Consider the following 19,986-nt stretch of genomic DNA (forward strand, 5'->3'; position numbering starts at 1 on the left):
GATGAAGCTTAAGCTTTCGGCTCTGGAGGATGGATTGACGACGGCGGAGATCTTCGAGCGGTTGGTGGTTCAAAATCCTGAGGTTTCCGCAATCCACGCATTTGCATATCGGCATCCGCCCCTCTTGCAAGATCGTCTAGAATTTGATCCGAAAGAGAAGGCCGTGTTGGGCAAGGCTTTGTCTCTTCGAAAAAAAACAGGCATGCCGTTTTGGGAGGCACTGCTCCTCTCCTGTTTTGATGAGTCTCTCGACTTCAGTCGGTTATTGGGCGAGGCAAGGTTCCACCAATCTCACCGTAGTTCAATATGCCGGATTTCACGCCAAGAGGCCCTAGGAGGACGTCTTGTCGAGTTCTCGAACAATCCACCTGATGGTTGTAATCTCTCCATTTCTTCCGGGATTGAAGTGTGTGGTGGAGCTTTGAAGCATTTGCCGTTCTTGGATTTTCATTGCCCAGAGTCGGTTAGGAACGATCGGCTCGTGTCAGATGTCTGCATCGAAATCTACCGGAGTCCGGTGATAGTGATGTCATCGGGTGAGTCATACCATTCTATCGGTCTTGAGCTTTTGGGCGAGGCCGAGCTTCGAGGGCTCCTAACTCGATCGCTTCTGTATTCTCCCATTGTGGATGCACGATATGTTACACACCAGCTGCTTGAAGGGGCGTGCGCTCTACGTTTGAGCAGTTCGGTTAACAAACCTCGTCTTCCGCGGCTGAGGTTCGTGGTCGACAGTCATCGAGAAGACTAGGTCCATTCTTCGCAGTATTTGCGGATGAAGCAGAGGCCCGTTGAGCAGGGGAATTAGCGGGTATCTGTCGGGTTTCGCGGGGGAATTCCGTTATTTCATCGGCAGGTGCGGAATCCCCCCACGAAAGGGGGGGAGTGGAAACTTTTGACGCTCTTCATGGTTTCGCAGCCGGGGCGGTGTGGGCATGATGTCTGCCGCTCCGTTCCTCCCATTCGGATTTCATGAAACCCATTCGTTCCCGTTTTCAAATGCGCCGGCTTCTTGCGGGGAGTTCCGGTTTGGTGGTGTTGTCGCTTTCACTGTTCGTCTCGGTTGGCGCGGAGGCGGCGGTGAGGCCTTGGGCTTTGGTGGGGAGTGGGGCGCCGTTTGAGGCGGAGTATGTGGGGATGAACAAGGGGGCGGTGACCTTGGAGGGGACGGGTGGGGTGCGGAAGGACTTCCTGATCGAGAAGTTCAGTCCGGAGGATCAGGTGCATGTGTTCGAGATGGAGGCGGGGAATGGGCGGCCGTTTTCGTTTCCGAAGCAGACGTCGTTGACGACGAAGGGTGGCTATAAATCCGGGACTTTGGCGAAGGCGGGGGAGAAGGTGGTGGAGCTGGGGGGAGGATCGGAGCTGCACGTGACGGAGGCGGTGAGTTCGCTGGCGGGTGGGTTCAATTTCACGTCGCCGGATGCCTGGTTGGTGTTCGACCAGGTGGCGGCGTCGAAGGTGACTTCGGATTTGTTAGAGAAGATCCGGGTGTATGGGTCGCCGGCAGAGGTGGGTAAGAATGTGCGGGTGGCGCAGTATGGGGGGCTGGGTGCGGTGGTGATTCCGCATGGGGCGGATTTTCCGGCGATGACGGTGTTCCTGCAGAAGGGTTGTGCGGGGGCCTCGATGCCGATGCGGTGCTATGAGCAGGAGGGTGCGGTGGAGGGGATGACGGTGGGATCGATCCGGCTGAAGCGTGGGTATATGCTGACGATCGCGGAGAAGAAGGATGGGACGGGGGTGAGCCGGAACTATGTGGCGCAGGATCATGACCTGGAGATCGAGTCGCTGCCGGCGGGTTTGGACAAGGGGCTGGGGTTCGTGCGGATTTTCCCGTGGCGGTGGACGAGCAAGAAGGGGATCGCGGGTGGGATTCACCAGGGGCTGAACCTGGGGTGGTTCTATGACTGGAACATTTCGACGAATTCATCGGCGGACATGGAGTATGTGCCGATCAAGCAGAAGCGGTTTTGGCCGGGGCTGAACCAGGATTGGAAGGTGCGGGGTTCGCTGCACTTGTTAGGCTTCAATGAGCCGGACAAGGCGGACCAGGCGAAGATGACGGTGGATGAGGCGATCCAGGGTTGGCCGGAGTTGGAGAAGACCGGATTGAGGCTGGGGTCGCCGGCGACATCGGATGGGGGATTGGGGTGGCTGTATCAATTCATGGAGAAGGCGGATGCGGCGGGGCTGCGGGTGGACTTCGTGGCGGTGCATTATTACCGGGCGTTTGCGAATCCGGGGGATGCGAAGGGGGCGGCGCAACAGTTCCATGATTACCTGAAGGGGATCCATGAGCGGACGAAGCGGCCGATCTGGGTGACGGAGTGGAACAACGGCGCGAACTGGACGAAGGAGCCGGATCCGAATGACAAGCAGCAGCGGGATGCGGTGAGGGAGATGGTGGAGATGCTGGACAAGGCGCCGTTTGTGGAGAGGTACGCGTTTTACAATTGGGTGGAGGAGGTGCGGGAGATCAAGCGGAAGGATGGGTCGCTGACGGCGGCGGGGGAGGTGTATCGGGATGAGGTGTCGCCGGTTGCGTATGGGCAGGAGAAGGCGGGGAAGTGAGTTTGCTAGTGTTGACCTCCGGTCCACGCGTCATGCCGCTTCGCGGAGGAATGATCGTCGCTATCGCGACTGCTGCGTTCAGTTTTCAGGAAGAGGAAAGGCATTGTGCCGGGTGATTCAGTGATCGGTGATCAGTGGAAGAGTCGTCTTTGCTGGCGTGTCCGGCTGGAGGCGGGACTATGTGTCCTTGAATCCGGGCTGTGGGGGATTGCTCCGGATGGGTCGGGCCTTTGGCCCTCGATGGGACGGGGCGGCTGTTCCTAGGCCTTGCGGCCTAGGCTGGTATGGAGCGCGCCTTTGGCGCTGGGAGGGTGGAGGAACGTAGAGGGGAGGAAGGGCACGTCCTTGGGAGAAGGGCACGTCTTTGCCTGCGTGTCCGATTGGAGGAGGGGCCACGTGCCCTCGGATTCGGGCTGTGGGGGGAAGCCTACAGCTTGGGGAAAAGCCTACTGCTGGGCTGTGGGGGAGTCCCCGCGGCTCGTTACCGACCTTGAGCGCTCCGGGGCTGGACGAGCGGGGAGGGCGGATTTGCCTCAGTTTGGCCGGGAGCCGTCGGGGAGGGCGTCTTGTTTTCGCGAGGGACGGCGACGGGGTGCTGGCAATTGGGGCAGCGGATCGAGTAGCCGGCGAGGCTGCGGCATGCTTCGAGGGCATGGTCGCATTGGGGACAGGAAATCTTCATGGAGGAGGCAGGCAGATTTCCCTTCGCGGGGGCGACGGAGGGCAGTGGAGGATGAAACCACGGGGACGGAAGAAGGTTTCCGTGCGTGGTGTGGGGTGGCGATTTCCGCCTGGTGGGAGCGGGAGGTCTTCTTGGGAAGAATCGAGATCGGCGGTCAAAACCCGACCGGGAAACGCAAAAATCCGCTCGCCCCGGGTCGGGGGAGAGCGGATTTGGGGAGGAAACGGGAGTGGCTGCGACCGGTGGGCGGCTGGTACAAGCCACCGGGCGCGGCGATCCGGGAGCGGGATCAGTTCGGGGTGACTTCGAGGCGGACGAAGCGCTTCTGTTGGCCGCCGACTGGGGTGTAGGAGACGCTGGTGCCGTTATCGACGGCATTGATGGTGACGTCGGCCCAGGTGGCGAGGTCGGTGGAGGTTGAGACCTTGTAGGTGCCGGTGAAGCTGGCGCTCTTTGGCCAGGTGATGGTGCCGGAGACGAGCTGCGGATTTGCCGTGAAGGTGGATCCGGTGGCTCCGAAGAAGAACTCGACGCCATTCTTCACGCCATCGCCATCGTAGTCCTGGTCTTCGGTCTGGCCGCCCGCATTGGCGGTGGCCCAGCTGCCGTAGCCGCTGGCACCGACGCTGAGGCTGAGGACACCGGTGGCTTCGCTGAAGGTCCAGGTATTGGCACCGTCGACCTTGGTCCAGACGTTGGCGTTCTCGGTGAAGTCGACGACGCTGAAGGTGGCGCTGAAGGTTTCGGTGAGGGAGCCGACATTGACGAGGGTCCAGGTATTGCCGTTGGCGACGCTGGCACCGGCGAGGTCGATGACGAAGTCACCATCGAGCGTGAGGGTGCCATTGCCGCCGATGGAGTTGACGAGGTTATTCGGTCCCGGGGTGAAGCGGAGCTGGGCGTTATCGGCGAGGGTGAGGCCGGTATTGACCGTGACATTGCCGGTGAAGGTATTGGCACCGCCGAGGGTGAGGGTGCCGCCGCCGACGGTGAGGGCCGTCTTGTGGGTGGCTCCGTTCTGGATGACGCCATTGAAGGTCGTGGTGCCGGTGGTGGTCAGCGTGGAGTCGCTGGCACCGCTGTTCGTGACGGTGGCGGCGTTGGTGTTCTTGGTGAGTCCGGCGAGGGATTGATTAAAGCCGCCGAGGTCAAGGATGGCCGCGCCGCTGACGCCGAGGTCGACGGTGGAAGCGGTGGGGATGGCATTGTTCACGCCGAGCTTGGCGGTGCCCTGCTGGACGATCATGCCGGTGTAGCTGCTGGCGGCATTCGTGAAGGCGACGATGCCATTGCGGACTTTCACCGGAACGGACGAGGTGACAGCGCCGCTCACTGTGAGAGTGCCGCCGCCGGTGGCGAAGTGGCCGCCGGTGGTGGTGTCGCCAGTGATGCTGATCGCGCCGGAGGAGGTGGCGTCTCCGGTAGGCACGTAGAGGGTGCCCTGGCCGGTGAAGCTGGCACCGCCGAGGGTGAGGGCATTGGCGACATTCACGCCTGCGCCGAGCTGGACCTGCACGCCGGTGGCGGCGGAGGTGGCGACAGCACCGGTGCCGAAGGCGGTGCTGGTCTTCGCGATGGCGCGGCCGAGGGTGACGGTGGTGCCGCCCAAGTAGCCATTGGCTCCGCCGAGCGAGAGGCCGCCGCTGGTGACATTCAAGCCGCCGGTGCCGCTGACGACGCCATCGATGGTGATGGTATCGGCCGCGAAGGCTGCGCCGGTGGCGGTGGTGCCGCTGGCGAGCTGGACGGTGCCGGTGAGGGCGGCGGGGTTTGGCGTGCCGCCTTCGTAGTAGAGTGCGCCCTTGGTGCCGATGCCGCTGCCACCGTGGAAGGTGAGGTTATTGACGACGGGCGTGACGTTGTTGCCGGCGAGCCAGAGCGATGCGCCGCTGGCGATATCGACGGGGGAGGTGCCGCGGCTCTGGGCGGCATTCAGGTCGAAGCCCATGGCTCCGGAGAGCACGTTGATCTGGCTGACATCGGTCAGCGTGCCATTCATGTAGAGGCGGGCGAGGCCGGTGTTGGCGATGTTCAGCGCGTTGCTGTTGCCGTTGACGGTGCCGGAGAAGTTGATCTGGCCTTCGAGGGTGGTGTTCGAGCCAGCGGAGGCATTGCCGAAGGTGGACGCGGCGTTGAGATTGATCTGCGGGGCGTAGCCGAAGTTGGTGCCGGTGCCGAGGTTCACCAGGAAGGAGCCGCCGCCGAGGTTGAAGGTGCCATTGGCGGCATCGCCCGCGGTGGTATTGATCTGGAGGGTGCCGGCATTGACGGTGGTGCCACCGAAGTAGGTATTCGCCGCGGTGAGGATCTGGGTGCCGGGGCCGGTCTTGGTGACGGAGCCGTTGCCGCTGATCAGATAGTTCGCGGTGGTGGAGCCGAAGCGATTGAAGGCGAGGGTGCCTTCGTTGGCGACGCCGCTGGTATTGGCGATGGTGCCGTCATTGCCGGTGGTGCCATTGCCGAGGGTGAGGGTGGAGCCGCTGGCGATGCTGGTGAGGCCGGTGTAGGTATTGGCACTGGTGATGACGAGTGCGCCTGCGCCGCTCTTGGTGAACGGGCCGGTGCCTGCGATGCCGAAGGCGCCAGTCGAGCCAAGGATGTAGTTCTTGGTGTCGTTATTGAAGGTGGTGGTCGCCGGGCTGACGTTGGCTGCGGAGATATTGACGTTGGTGGTGCCGGTGGTGACGGAGTCATCGAACAGCACGACATCGCCATCGATGTAATCGGTGGCGGCGCCGCCGGTGATGAGCTTCCAGTTTTTGTTAGAGCCGGTGGAACCGACGACCCAGTTGCCATTGTCGAGGCCGCTCCACTTCGGGGAGTTGGCGGTGACGGTGAGGCTGAGGGCGCCGCTGGCATTGGTGAGGGTGCCGGAGCTGCGGGTGCCGAGGGTGAAGGGCGCGCCGCTGAAGGTGCCGCCGCCGGTGAAGCTGCTGTAGCCGATGAGCTTGTGGGTGCCGGAAGGAAGATTGCCGGCATTGAGGAGGCTCACGGCGACGGTGCCGCTGGCATTCAGGACGCCGGTGGTGGCGAGTGGCGTGGAGGCGCTGTAGTTGAGCGAATTGAAATCGAAGGTGAGCGCGCTGCCGTTTGCCAGGGTGAGGGCGGTCGGGAGGACCGGCGTGGTGAAGGTGTCGAAGGCCTGGACGCGGAGGCCTGCGCCATTCGCAACGGAGAGCGAACCGATGGAGGATTGCTTGGCGGCGAACGTGAGCGTGCCGGTGTTCACGGTGGTGGCACCGGTGAAGTTATTGGCACCGGTGAGGGTGAGCGTGCCGGCACCGTTCTTGGTGAGGCCGCCGGAGCCATCGAGCAGGTCCTGGCCGATGGTGATGTCGAAGCTGTTAGAATCGATTATGGCACCGCCTGCATTGACGAAGGCCTGGGAGAGGCCGGTCATGAAGGTGGTGCTGGCGGCGGTGGGTTTGAGGGTGCCGCCGTTGAAGTTGAAGGTGGCGTTGCCGGCGCCCTTCTTGACGATGGCGGTCTGGATGGTGCCGCCGTTGAGATTGACGGTGCCGGTGGAGTTGGCCTGGACGGCGATGTTGATGCCGTTGGCGGTATTGGTGGCAGTATTGACGAGGCCGCCGCCGGAGACATTGAGGGTGCCATTGGCAGTGCCGGTGCCTTGCCAGCCTTCGCCGACGTAGATGCCGGCAGTGGAATTGAAGGTGCCGGTGCCGCTGACGGCGAGCGTGGCGGTGGCATTGCGCGACGACGCGATGACGGCGACGCCGCCGGTGGTGGCGGCATTCACGGTGCCGCCACTGAGATTGTAGGTGCCGCTGGCGGGGTTCGCGCTGGTGTCACCGCGACCGATGACGAGGTAGCTGTTAGACGAGAGGGTGCCGCCGGATTGATTGAAGGTGCCGGTGCCTGCGCCACCGACCCAGACTTCACCGCCGGTGGCATTGATGGTGCCGCTGTCCATATTGACGGTGCCGACGCTGGTGGTGCCTACACCGACCTGGAAGCAAGTCCCGGAGCCGGCGGTCGCGGTGATGGTGCCGGTGGTGTTGATGTTGAGCGTGCCAGTGCCGTTGCCATTGAACTCGGCGCCGCCGACATTGAGGCGGCCGGTGGTGAAGCTGCCGGAGCCCTGGCCGAATCCGGTGAGGGTGCCGCCGGTGGCCGCGGTATTGGCAATATTGAAGGTGCCGCTGGTGCCACCATTGGAACCGACGAAGGTCCAGTTGCCATTGCCCGAGGCGGCGGTGCCTGCGGTGTGGTCGAGACGGCCGCTTGCACCTGCGCCATTGCCGATGAAGAGGTCGACGGGCGTGAACGCTGAGTTCGCGCTGATGATGGGGAAGACTCCGGCGGTGACGGTATTGATGAAATAGTTACCGGTCGGGTTTGCGGGATCGCTGCTCCAGCTGGCGGCGGTGTTCCAATTCTGGCCGGAGTCGCCGACCCAGGTGGCGTCGGCATGAGCTTGTTGGGTAGCGAGTCCTACCATGGACAGCCCGAGGCTGAGGCGGAGGTAGGTGGCGTAGGAGATGCGGAGGTCGGACGTGCGGGTCGTTGCGTTCTTCATCGTTTAATTGGGCTTCAACTGCTGGAGCCGGCGGGTCGTGCCGGAGGTCTCCAGTAGAGGAAGGAGCGGGAACGCCTCTGCGAACCCGACATCGAAAAACGAGAAAATCCCGTCACATTCGAAGTTGGCTTTGGAACGTGTTTGCCCGGTCAAAACCGAGGGAAATCAAGGGTTCCAGCGGCTTTGTTTTAAGCGCGATGAGATGCGGGAAAGCGCTCTTTCCGTGTGAAGAAAGGAGGACGCGGTTAGATCATTTGAAATGTGGTGGTCGTTTGATCGAATCGCGAAAGGTCCGAAATCTGAATGCAGGAAGAGACCTTCATTCTAACAGATTTCGGGTTCCGTTTAAAATGAGATGTTCCAGGAAGGGTGATGCCACGGCTTGCGAGGGCCGTTCATCCGGATCTAACAGAGTGCCTTGCCGTGCATTCGGAAAGCTGCGGATGACCGCAGCAGTCCAAGGGCGGCTGCGTCGCGGTCATTGGGCGGGCGGTTAGCGGTGGACTTCCAACTGGAGGAAGCGCTTCGGATGTGCTGGGTCGGGGATGAGGTAGATGTCCTCGGCTTGCACGGATTTTAGCGGCGGATTGCCCTGCTCCTGAACGGTGGCTCCTGCGACGGGGACGAAGGCGGCTCCATTGGTGCTGGTGGCGATGGCGGTCCATGGGCCGGCGAGCTGATCCGCGGCGACGACGGTGATGGTGATGTCCGAGGCTTCGGTATTTCGGTGGAAGGCGATGCGGAGCTTGTTGCCGACTTGGGAAGCTTGCGGCGCGATGGAGGCGTCAGCGTTGTTCGGATCGGAGCCGAGTGCGTATTCGAGGAGGTTGTTCAGGCCGTCCTTGTCGCCGTCGATGTCATCGCCGGAGATGGCTGGATTGGTCCACTGGGCGCCGAAGTTTGCCTGACGCCAGAGATCGGTGGGGGAGGTGACGACGGGGGGAGTGGGCGTGAAGACGATAGAAACCGAGGTGGCGCTTTGTTGGAGGGAGAAGGTGCCGTAGTCGCCGGCGGGGCGTGAGCCGGCATCGGTGGTGACGGTGCCGAGGGTGAAGTCGCCGGTTTTGTTAGACGCGCTCATCACGTTCCAGATGCGCTGCTGGGTCCAGAAGGTGTCGGTGAAGTTCACGGTGCTGCCTGCGCCATTGAGGACGAGGTCAATGACGGCTCCGGCGGTAACATTGACGGTGCTGGCGGCTGTGCGGTTGGCGATGCCGGTGGTGTCGCTGTTAGAGGGCAAGGACCAGCGGACGCGTGCGCCATTCGCGTAGGCGAGGGTACCGACAACGGTTTGGGTGCCAGTGGGATTGCCGGGTGCGTGGATGGCGCCGGTGGCGAAGGAGAGCGAGCCATTGACGGTGCCGGTGCCGGTGAGGGTGGCGGAGTTGGCGACGGTGACAGCGCTGCCAGCGGCGAGGGAGCCGGTGAGGTTCAGCGTGCCGGCATTGATGGTGGTGACGCCGGTGTAGGTGTTGGCATTGCTGAGGACGAGGGTGCCGGTGCCATTGCTCTTCACCAGGGCGGAGACGCCTTCGCTGGTGAGGTCGGTGATGGTGCCGCTGACGGTGAGGGTTTTGTTGGCGGCGACTTCGACGGTGTTGTTGGTGCCGAGGCCGATGTTGATGGCGGTGACGAGGGAGTTGTCGGTGGCGACGATCTTGCCGCCGGTGACGCGCTTGAAGTTCCATGAGCCCCAGGCGGGGCTAGCTCCGCCGGAGGCGAGGGTGCCGCCGTTGAGGGTGATGGTGCCGACGTTCACGTCATCGTTGGCGGCGTTCGTGGTCATGGTGGCACCGGCATTGACCGTGACGGGCTTGGCCTGGGTGCCGTCCCAGCCGAAGAGGGCATTCGAGCTGGAGCGGAGGGTGGCACCGCTATTGACGGTGATGGCGCCGGCGTAGCTCAACGCGCGATTGGTGGCGGCGTTGGCGGCGTTGGCGAAGAGGGTGCCGGCATTGATGGTGACGGGGCCGGAGAAGGTGTTGGCGGCGAAGAGGGTGGTGGTGCCGGTGTTGTTCTTCAGGAAGGTGCCCGCGCCGGAGATGACGCCACCGAAGGCCTGGTTGCCAGTGGTGTTGAGATTGAGCGTGCCATTGATGACGACGGGCATGGGGGTGTCGCCATTGTTGAAGCGGCCTGCGCCATCGAGGCGGAGGGTGCCGCCATTGATGATGATCTCGCCGACGTGGCAGTTGTTCGGATGGGTGAAGACGAGGGTGCCGGTGTTCTCCTTGATGAGCATGCTGGAGACCGGATTCGGATAGATGGGCGCGGTGAGAAGGGTGTCGCCGGAGGTGGTGCCGGTGAGGGGCGAGGCGATCGTCAGAGTCGTGTTGGGGGCGACATTGAAGAGGCCGGCGCTGGCGCCGATGCGGATGCCGCGGTTGGTATCGTCGATCGTGATGTTGCCGGAGGTGAAGAGAACGCCGCGGTTGAGCGTGAGTTGGTCGGCGGTGAAGGTGGCGGGGTTGGGGCCGAGGCGGGCTTCGGAGTCGATGGAGAGGCCGCTGAAACGGCCGTCGCCGACGGTGAGCTTGCCGGTGTAGCTGGTATTGGTGCCGCTGAGGGTGACGGTGTTGTTGAGCAGGAGCAGTGAGCCGTTGCCGCTGAGATTCGTGGTGAGATTGATGGGGCCGTTGGCGGCGCGGACGGTGGTCTCATCCGCTTGGGCTGTTAGATTGCCGGCGAGGGTGAAGGTGCCGGAGCCGGCATTGAGGACTTCGCCATCGGTGCCGGCGAGAGTGAGGGCGTTTGCGGTGATGGTGCTATTGCCGGTGCCCTTCCAGGTGAGGCCGCCGCCGGTGAGCTTGAGCGATTGGCCGGCGAAGGTGCGCGAGGTTCCATCGGCGGGAGTGCGGAGGCGGAAGCCGAAGGTTTCGTAGCTTTTTCCGGCGCTGGGTGCGGCGCCATCGCTCCAGAGGCCGATGGCATTGAAGGAGGATTGGCCGATTGCATCGTCGCCGGTGAGGTTGGCGCTGGTGATGGTGCGGTTCGGGCCGAGGCGAGCGTTGGCAGCGACTTGGTCGCGGGTCATGGCGACATTGCTGATGCGGACTTCGGAGTATTCGCAGTTGGCGAGCGAGTCGGCGCCATAGGCGGAGCGGCCGAGCCAATTGTTCACGTCGGGGAATGAAGTGAGGGCGTAGGCGACATCGAGGTAGGCGACTTCATCGCCATCGCGATACCAGGTCCAACGGCCGGTGCCCGCACCGGTGCTGGCGTAGACGATGGCGTAGTGATGGAGGGCGTTGTTTGCGGTGGGCAGGTCGCTATCGAGGGTGACGGCGGTTCCGCCGACGATGGATTCGAAGCGCTGGGCGCTGCCATTGGTGCCGCGAGCGGCGGTCAGCGTGAGGTAGTTCGCGGTGCCGTTGTTGAAGTCGAGAAGGCGTGCCCAGTTCTGAACCGAGATCGTCTTGGCCCAGATTTCGATGGTGGCATTGGTGTAGGTCGAGAGGACGCCGGCGGGAAGTTGCAGGTAAGCTGCGCCGCTGCCGGAGGCACCGCCGGGAATCTTCAGTCCGGTGCCGGTGAAGGTGGCGCCGCTGCCTTGCACGGTGGCGAGCGCGGTGCCGGAGACGGAGTCAGTGACGGTGGTGCCGGTGGGTGCGTTTGCTGCGGCTTGATTGAAGGACCAGCGGCGGGTGACGCTGCCGAGATTCGGCGAGGTGATCACGCGAGCATTGCGATCCGCCACGCCTTGGCAGGTGGTGCTGATGAGGTAGGCATTGTCGCCGCCATTCACGGTGGCACCGAGGCAGCTGGTATCGCCGACGAGCCGGTTGCTGTTCAGCCAGATGTTAGGGTTCGAATAGAAGTAGGGTGGCGTGGCACCACCGCCATCGCAGTAGTTGTGCATCATCACGGTCTTCGATCCGGGGACGGCACGGCCGCCGCGGTGGTCGCAGCCGTAGTTGTGGCCGGCGAGTTCGTGGGCGACGACGGCGGCCCAGAATTGTCCGGGATCGAAGCATGAATAGCGACCCGGCTGCTCGGCGACGGCGGCAGCTCCGTCGGCGGTGGAGACGCAGAGGAAGGTGACCAAGTCGGCACCGCGGGCATTGCCGGCGTCAACAACATCGGAGAGGCGGGAGTCGTAGGTCGACATCCAGCTGACGAAGCCACCCTTCGAGGTGCGCTGGTAGCTGGCTTGGGCGGCTTGGTAGTAGCCGACCACTCGCACGCGTGCGCCGGTGCCGCTGCGTTCATTGACCGCGTTGCTGCCAGCGACGGCGTTCAAGGCGAGCACGTTTGCATTGTCCTGGCCGCCGACGGATGAGGAGTGGCTTTGATCATAGGCGACTAAGAGGTCCGCTTCGGCGGCAGCCTCGACATGGCCGGCCAAGAGGGAGCCTGTTAGAGAAGCGAGGAGAAGGAAGGAGGGCTTCATTTGGAAGGGATGGTCGGCAGGTCCTTGATGGATTCGGCTCCGGGGACGTTGAGGTATTTGTCCGGGTCGAAGCTGGCGACGAGGAGCTCGCCGGGTTCGCGCGGGTGGCCTTGCAGGTAGAGGCCATCGTCCGGCGAGACGACGGTGAAGGCTTCGCGGCCGCGGATGAAGGCGAGGGTGGCGAGAGACTTCTGGTGGCCGGCGACGTGGCCGCTGAAGGAGCCGCTCAGGCCGGAGGGATCGAGGTCGGTGCTGGTGACTTCGACTTGCACTTCCTGGCCATCGAGGGATGGGAGCGTGAGAGTGCGGATGGGCTCACCGGTGGCGCGTGATTGCTCGACGAGTTGCCACGCGGGTTGGGAGCGATAGACGAGCTGGCGGCGCTTGATGCGGTCGTTCTCTTCGACGAGGCGGACGAACTCGTCGGAGTTGTGGGCGATCTTTTCGATAACGGGCGGCTGGGTGGCGTCGGCATCGGTCCACTGGTGGGCGGCGGTGGTGCGGGAGACGGGGAGCGGGCGGAGGGTGACTTGCTCGGGGGCTGAAGGGGCTTGGGTGGAAGGAGCCTGGGTCTTCGATGAAGCTGCGGTCGTGGGTGAAGGTGGTGCTTCCGAGTGATGGCTCGTGACTTTGACTGCTACCGCGACGAGCAGGAGCGCGCAGAGTGCAAGGGGCAGGGCACGGCGATCGGATGAGGATGTGGAAGACATGGGTTTGGGCAGGACATGGGTTTGTCTTGCGGGGAGCTGGCGCGTGGGCGAGGCGGAGGCTCTTTAGTAGAATCGAATTTTCGCGGCGTAACCCGACAGGGGGATGAAGGGTTTTGGGGAAGGGGGTTTGCAAACAAGGCGTCGCCTGATTGGTGAGCCTACTGTCCAAGCGGGATGAATCCCGCGGTCCCAGTGGGATGGGCGGATGGGCGGATCGGAGTGGCGACATTTGGCGGGGCGCGAGAAGCCGGAAGGACGCAGTCCTTCCGCTACGTTTTGCGAACGTTGGGCGAGGGTCTCACGATGCGGCTTGTTGCCGCTAGTCAGCGACGGTCGTAGACGCGCCGCTACATGGGAGGAGGTGTCGCTACGTGGGAAAGAAAAGGGCCGGCGGGGAGATCCCGGCCGGCCCTTGAGGTATGTGATCTCGTTATGGCGAACCTATGAGATTGATCTGGAGGCGATAGATGCCGCGGCCTGCCGGGGGCGATGGATCGGTGATTTGCTGGGTGCCATCGACGGCGAAGGTGCCGGTGGTTTGGACCTGGGTCCATTCGGAGCCGCTGGTGGTGACCATGCGTTCGAGGGCGTAGGAGCGGCCGGCCTTGCCATTGAATTGGAAGACGGCGGGCGATGCGGTGAGGATGCGGAGGCGGGTGGCGTCGGTGCCGCTCATCGGGCTGGTGCCGGCGGCGTATTCGTCGGCGTTGGTCTGGCCGTCACCATCGGGGTCATCGGAGGGGCTGTATTGAGCCGGAGTGTAGTAAAGGCTTTCCCACGAATCGGCGAGGCCATCTGAGTCGAGGTCCTGGGATGGCTGGAGGAGTGGCGAGGTCGGAGTGACCGAGACGTTGTCGATGACGGAGGTATTCAGCGTGGTGGTGCTGCCGCTGGCGACGGCGATGCCGACGTAGCAGGTGGTGGACATGACCACCGTGGAGCTGCTGATGGTGGTCCAGGTGGTGCCATTGGTGCTGCGCGAGGCGGTGATGGTGGAGCCGCTGCGGGCGAGGCGCACCCAGATATTCGGCGCGGTGCCGGTGCTGCTGTTGGTGGTGGACACGGAGCCTCCGGCGAGGGTGCGGCGCTGCCAGCGCCAGTCGCCGGTGCCGGTAACTGTTAGGGCGGCCATGGCGGAATTTGCGGCTAGGGTATCGCGCATCATGATGCCGACGCGGGCATTGGCACCGGTGTTTTGCAAGGTGCTGACGCGGGCGATGACGGTGCCGTTGTTGGTGAGCGTCTGATAGACGTAGCGGAAGGCATCGCTGGTGCCGCCGAAGGTGCCGGCGCCTTTCACGGTGAAGGCGGAGGGGTAGTATTCGGCGCTGCCTTGCAAGCCGGTGGTGCCGATGTCGGCACTGACCCATGGGGATGGGAATGGCGTGACGACCACGTTGTCGAAGGTGGCGGTGCCGAGCACGCTGTTGTTGTGGCTGGTGACGGCGAGGCCGGCGGAGACGCTGCTCGACATGGTGAGGGTGGCGGTGCCGACCTGGGTCCAGGTGGTGCCATTGGCGGAGACGTAGCTGGTGAGCAAGGTGCCACTGCGGACGAGGCGGACCCAGTTGTTAGGTGCGGCATTCGTGGCGGGTCCGGCGACGGTGGTGGTGGCACCTGCGACGGCGGAGCGGGATTGGAAGGTGAAGCCATTCGAGGGCGTGACGGCGACGAAGGCATTGATCGAGCCGCCGCCGCTGCCATCGCGAAGCATCACGCCGGCCTTGGCCGAGGCATTGGTGTTAGATTGCGAAGTGACGCGGGCGCGGATTTCGCCATCCCCGGTCAGGGTCTTCGAGACGAACTGGAACGAGTCGACCGTGCCGCTGATGTCGGCGCCGGAGCCGCTGACGGTGTAGGTGCCGCTGCTTTCGGAAGCACCTCCGGGGATGCCGGGGCCGCCGATGCCGGCGGCGGTCCAGCCGGAGGGGAGGGTGCCGCCGACGGTGATATTGAGCGTGGCTTCGGTAAACAGGTTGGCTTGGTCCGTGACGCGAACGACGAAGGCATTCGTGCCGCTGGTGCCATTCGGCGGGGTGCCGGTGAGGGCGCCGTTCGAGGCTACCGAGAGCCACGCGGGGCCGGAGGTCTTGCTGAAGGTGAGCGTGTCCCCTGCATTCGGGTCGGTCGCGTCGGAGGCGATGCTGCCGGAGTAAGCGACGCCGAGGGTGCCGGCTGGCTTGGTGAAGGGATTCGAGGTGAAGGCAGGCGCTTGATTTGTCGAATCGGACAGGACGACCTCGGGGCCGGCCTGGTAGTTGGCGAGCACCTGCTGGGCGCTGAGTGCGTAGTCGTAACTACGGAACTCATCGTAGGTGGCATCGGCATTGTTGTCGCCGGCCCAGTTGGAGCGGCCGAGCCAGACATTCAGGTCATCGATGGTGCTGGGTCCGAGCAAGGTGGCGATCGAGGCGATCTGGGTGCCGTTCTTGTAGAGCTTCCATGCGGACGAGGTGGTGTCGTAGGTCGCCACCAGGTGCATGCGGGTGCCGAGGGTGGTGGCACCGGTGATGTCCTGCTGGGCGCCGCCGGTGAGGTATTGGCCGCCGCGCTCGAAGCGGATGTTGTTGGCCGTGCCGATATTGGCGGAGACCATCAGGTAGTCGGCGCCATTGAAGGTGCCGCCGGGAGCGGTAACGTCGTCGATGGCGTTGTTTCCGAAGTCGAGGATGCGCGACCAGTTCTGGTTGCTGTTGACGGTGACCCAGACTTCGTAGGTCGCTTCGCTGAAGCCGGGATACATTTCCGCGGAGCCGGAGACGGTGGCATTCGGCAAGTCGATGTAGGCGGCGGTGGCGGATGAGCCGCCGGTGATGCGGACGCCGGTGCCATTGGCCGAGGCACCGGTGCCGCGGACGAAGGCGTGGGCGGTGCCGATCGAGTCATTGATCTGGGTGCCGGTGGCGAGGGTGCCGCTGGCATTGTCGAAGCGATAACGGTGCTTCGGACCGATGGTGATCGCCTGTTGGGCGTTGGCCGCGGGCGCGAGGAGAGTCGCGAGGGTAGCAGCGGCGATGAGGGAAAGGGTTTTCATGGGTTTCAGAGGTCGGAGTCGATGAAGCGCCATTGCTGATTGTTGCCGCCTGAGTAGGTGAACTGCTGGATGTCTCCTCCGGCCGCGCTGCTGGAGGCGTCGACATCGAGTGCCATGGCCGGCGCGTGGACGGGACTCACGCGAACGAAGCCCATGCCGGTGGAGGTGAAGGTGAACTTCTGGTGGCTGGCTCCGGTGTAGGTTTCGAGGACGGCCTTCGCGCCATCGGTGGTGCTGGCTCCCTGGATGGTAAGCGAGAGGGTGGGCTGGCCCTGTGGGTAGATGCGGAATTGGCCGCTGCCGAGGTTCTGGGTGGTCCAGCGCTGCCAATTGCCGTTGGCCCAGTACTGTTGCTCGATGCGGGTCCCGGCCGTGGTGGCTCGCCCTCGGAGGCCCATGATGCGGGTCGGTGCGTGGCGGGGAACGAGGCGGTAGTTACCATCGTTGATGCCTAACAGGTAGGGCTCCCACTTTTCCTCATCGCCGGAGAAGTCCTCATACTGGATGACGTCGCCGTAGTTGCCACCGGCGGTGTCGGCGGTGACGAGGGAGTTGGTGCCCTTGTGGCGGAGCTTGAGGTAGCCGTCCCAAGAGTTGAGGACGTCGTAGCGCTGGGCATCGCCGCCGTTCCAGGTCCACTGGAGGACCTCGTTGTAGTTGCCGCTGCCGTTGCCAGCGATGTCGAGGAAGAGGTCGGTGGAGCCATTGCGCTTGAAGCTATAGGTGCCATCGCTGTTGCGCTGGGCGATCCATTGCTGATTGGTGGCGCCGGTGAAGGCGGAGATGGTGGGCTCCACGCCGTTGGTGAGATTCGGCGAGGTGAGGACCTGATCGAAGCTCTTGTTGCGGAGGGCGTAGATGCCGCCATTCACGAGGGCGCGGTAGCCTTGGTTGTAGTTCGCCGGGAAATCGACCTTCACATACATGTGGTGGGGCCAGTCGGTCATCATGCGGCCGGCGGTGGTGATGGAGATGCCGGTGGTGGGATCGGTCCAGGTCTGGCCTTGGGCGAGAGGGGCGTTGTCGGTGCCGTCGTTGGTGTTGTTGAAGTCGAGGACGTGGGAATCGCCGAAGCGCTCGCCATTGCCGGCAACGATATAGGCACCGGTATTGTAGTTGCCCTGTGGGACGCCATCGCCGCGGAACATGAGCCAGAGGTCGAGGTCATTGTCGCGGGTGATCTTGAGGACCACGGGCTTGGTCCAATCGCCCCAGCCGTCGAATTGATTGACGCGATAGGTGCCGGAGTGGGTGACGGGCACTACCGCGGTGTCCGGCAGCCAGCCGAGCATGTTCTTGTAGTAGGCGTTGTAGTCGTTGAAGGGGTTGGTTCCCCAGGCATTGCCCATCGGGTCACTGGCATCGCCGTATTCGACATGCCAACGTCCGGCGGAGAGAGGATTGCCATCGCTGGACTGCCAGGAGTTGGCGTGAGGGAGCCAGAAGACGTGGCCGTACTCGTGAATGAGCAGGCGCTTGTCGACGTTGTTGTTGCACCAGATGGCGCCGCCACCGCCCCAGCCGGCGGCACCGGAGTCCTTCAGCACCACGTCGTGGATGATCACGCGGCAGGATGCGGCCCAGGGATCGAAGCCTTGGGCGATCGCGGCATTGGCGGCGTCGTTGAGAATGTCTCCCCAGTAAGGCCCGTTGTTGTAGTAGGCCATGTCGTGCGGCATGCGCAGCACCGGCGTGATGGTGGGCGAAGCGACTTGAGAAACGCCGTAGGAGAAGCGGTCCACCATCCAATCGACGCCGCCCCAGTCATCGACGTTGCCCTTGAGCTCGGCCTCGGTGAAGCGGTTGCCGGTGTGGTCCGGGAAATCGACCCGCATCATGATCATGGTATTGGTGCCATGGGTGAGGCCGTAGGGCGGTTTGCCGGGATAGTCGGCGCTGCCATTGACGCCGCTGGAGGAAAGCGAGCGTGGCTGGCTGGCATCTCCTGCGATGGCATTGACCGACTGGAGCGCGGACATCTGCTGGCGCTCGAAGCGCTCCATGCGGGTCTCGAAGTCTTCCGAGCAGAAGGGGCAGCAGAGCTCGTAGCCGTGATTGCCGACGAGCATGGTGGTGACCTCGGCGGGTGGCGCTTTCTCCGTGACGGGGTCGGCGGGTGCGACGACGGTGCCGCCGGTGACGACGCATTCGCTGGTGGTTTCGGCAGCGGTCTCGCCGGTTTCCATCTTGCGGACGGGGCTATCGAGGATGGCGAGGTGGCCATCGAGCGAGATGCCGTGGATGGAGATGTCCTTCAGCGAGGGCGTGAGCTCGCGGTCGCCATAGCGATGGGCTTGCCAGGTTTTTCCCGCGATGACGGCTTGGTCGACGGTGGGAATGACGCGGTTGTCGCCGGGATTGGCGACGCCCATCACGCGGAAGAGGTCGCCGCGGTCGGAGATGCGGTCTTCTAACAGAGCCTGGATTTCCTGCGGGAGTTGCTGGCGGACGACGACGGGCAGGGTGTTGGCGATGGCTTCGCGCGGGTCGGTCTGGATCAGGCCGGCCATAACGGTGCGGCGGGCTTTGGCGAGTTCGATGCCGTGCGAGCGCATCGCGGTGCGTGCGTCCGGCGAGGCGTCGAGGTAGTCGCGGGTCCAGGTGGCAAAGGCAGCGAAGGATTCGCGCGGCGAGCTTTGCCAAGTGCTGGCGAAGAGTTCGCGGTCCGGGACGTGCTTGGCGGGAGCGCCTTGCGAAATGATGGGGCCGGATGGCGCGGGATTGGCGGCGGGTGAGGTGGCCTCGGCGGTGCGGGTGAGGGAGTCACGGGACGCCTGTGCCTGGCGGTGGGCGATCCCGAAGTAGGACGCCGTCACCACCACGCCAAGGGCGAGGATGATTGCCGGAAGAGTGGCTTTTTCCTTTTTCATTCGGATCAAGGGGACGTGAAGGCATCCGCCGTGAAGGAGGGGAATGCGATCCGGTTGGCGCTCCCACGCGGGAGTGCAGGGTTGGGTTCTTGGGTTCGGGTTGGGTTTGAAGGGACCGTTTTAAGGACCTTCTGTTTGAAGAAGCGCCAACCGGTTTGAAAACCCGACGCGGGGAACTACGAAATTTCGGAAATCCGCCGACTTTTTGTGGGGATTGCGGAGTGCCCTTGAGGACAACGAGATGCGTGGAAGGGCGAAAGATAAGGCCGCTTCAGGGGTGATCTGATGTTTGTCAGACAACCTCATTGGGCGGAATGAATCCCGCGCTCCCGGTGAAAGAGGTGCTGCGCCCGGAGGGAGAAACCCAATCCCCGACCCGGGCGCAGCGACCGGAGTACCTTGCAAAGCCCGAGCTCGGTATCCGGAGAGTGTAGGACGGACACCCCGACCCATCGAAAGGTCCGCCCATTCCATACCAAGAGGCGAGATCGCGACGCGAAAGCCGACAGGAAAATGTGATGGCAGTGATAAAGGTGACTGCCAGTGGACAGCTTTCGCGTTGAGCCTTAGTAGACGGGGAAACCCTCGCTTGAACGACATCCGCCGTATTCTCGAAGCCGCCAGCCAGCATGGCGGCCAAGTTTCATCCGAGCTGCTCCCGCTCGTGTATGACGAGCTGCGGGCTTTGGCGGCGCGCGGCCTGGCATCCGAACGGGAGGGGCAGACCCTTCAGGCGACGGCGCTGGTGCACGAGGCCTACCTGCGGCTGTCCGGTGATGAGGAGATGAAGTGGAATGATCGCGCGCATTTCTTCCGTGCGGCGGCGCAGGCGATGCGGCGAATCCTGGTGGACCGGGCGCGGGCGAAGGGGAGCCTGAAGCGTGGAGAGGGGAAGGAGGTGCTGGATATCCAGGACCTGGACATCGAGGGGCCGTCGGTGGACGAGCGGGTGCTGCTGGTGGATGAGATGATGGACCGGATGGAGGAGCGGGATCCGGACAGCGCACGGGTGATCACGCTGAAGTTTTTCGGGGGGCTGACGAACAAGGAGATCGCGGAGATGGATGGGGTGACCGAGCGGACGATTGAGAGGCAGTGGGCGTATGCGCGGACGAAGCTGCTGCAGATGATCCGGGATGAGGGGTGATCCTCTTTTTTTGCGGAAAGTTGAGAAAGGGCTGTCGGATCG

At 63.6% G+C, this 19,986-nt stretch carries 8 protein-coding genes; 3 read left to right on the top strand and 5 right to left on the bottom strand.

All coding sequences use genetic code 11. From position 1 onward, the window contains the following. The first annotated feature begins 1 nt into the window (after window position 1). On the top strand, window positions 2-751 hold the full coding sequence (locus WKV53_RS12920; protein ID WP_341405016.1) for a primase 1D-like protein: 750 nt from the start codon (window positions 2-4) through the stop codon (window positions 749-751). A gap of 248 nt (window positions 752-999) precedes the next feature. After that, window positions 1,000-2,574 carry a glycosyl hydrolase gene (locus WKV53_RS12925; RefSeq protein ID WP_341405017.1) on the top strand — a complete coding sequence of 525 codons (1,575 nt, stop codon included), beginning with the start codon at window positions 1,000-1,002 and terminating at the stop codon, window positions 2,572-2,574. A gap of 971 nt (window positions 2,575-3,545) precedes the next feature. Here WKV53_RS12925 and WKV53_RS12930 read toward each other — a convergent pair. From WKV53_RS12930 to WKV53_RS12950, 5 genes are all read right to left on the bottom strand, one after another. Next, window positions 3,546-7,793: a beta strand repeat-containing protein gene (locus tag WKV53_RS12930; protein ID WP_341405018.1), complete on the bottom strand. Its 4,248-nt coding sequence runs from the start codon at window positions 7,791-7,793 to the stop codon at window positions 3,546-3,548. 493 nt (window positions 7,794-8,286) lie between these two features. Next, complete coding sequence (locus WKV53_RS12935) at window positions 8,287-12,183, bottom strand: autotransporter-associated beta strand repeat-containing protein (protein WP_341405019.1); 3,897 nt, start codon at window positions 12,181-12,183, stop codon at window positions 8,287-8,289. Beyond that, window positions 12,180-12,893: a hypothetical protein gene (locus tag WKV53_RS12940; protein WP_341405020.1), complete on the bottom strand. Its 714-nt coding sequence runs from the start codon at window positions 12,891-12,893 to the stop codon at window positions 12,180-12,182. Before WKV53_RS12940 ends, WKV53_RS12935 begins: the two co-directional genes overlap by 4 nt. A gap of 430 nt (window positions 12,894-13,323) precedes the next feature. After that, window positions 13,324-15,927 carry a LamG-like jellyroll fold domain-containing protein gene (locus WKV53_RS12945; RefSeq protein ID WP_341405021.1) on the bottom strand — a complete coding sequence of 868 codons (2,604 nt, stop codon included), beginning with the start codon at window positions 15,925-15,927 and terminating at the stop codon, window positions 13,324-13,326. Between the two features lie 5 nt (window positions 15,928-15,932). Continuing rightward, window positions 15,933-18,797 carry an RICIN domain-containing protein gene (locus tag WKV53_RS12950; RefSeq protein WP_341405022.1) on the bottom strand — a complete coding sequence of 955 codons (2,865 nt, stop codon included), beginning with the start codon at window positions 18,795-18,797 and terminating at the stop codon, window positions 15,933-15,935. A 589-nt stretch (window positions 18,798-19,386) separates the two neighbouring features. Here WKV53_RS12950 and WKV53_RS12955 point away from each other — a divergent pair. Further along, window positions 19,387-19,944 carry an ECF-type sigma factor gene (locus WKV53_RS12955; RefSeq protein ID WP_341405023.1) on the top strand — a complete coding sequence of 186 codons (558 nt, stop codon included), beginning with the start codon at window positions 19,387-19,389 and terminating at the stop codon, window positions 19,942-19,944. The last annotated feature ends 42 nt before the right edge of the window (window positions 19,945-19,986 follow it).

Source organism: Luteolibacter sp. Y139, assembly GCF_038066715.1.
Classification (GTDB): domain Bacteria; phylum Verrucomicrobiota; class Verrucomicrobiia; order Verrucomicrobiales; family Akkermansiaceae; genus Haloferula; species Haloferula soli.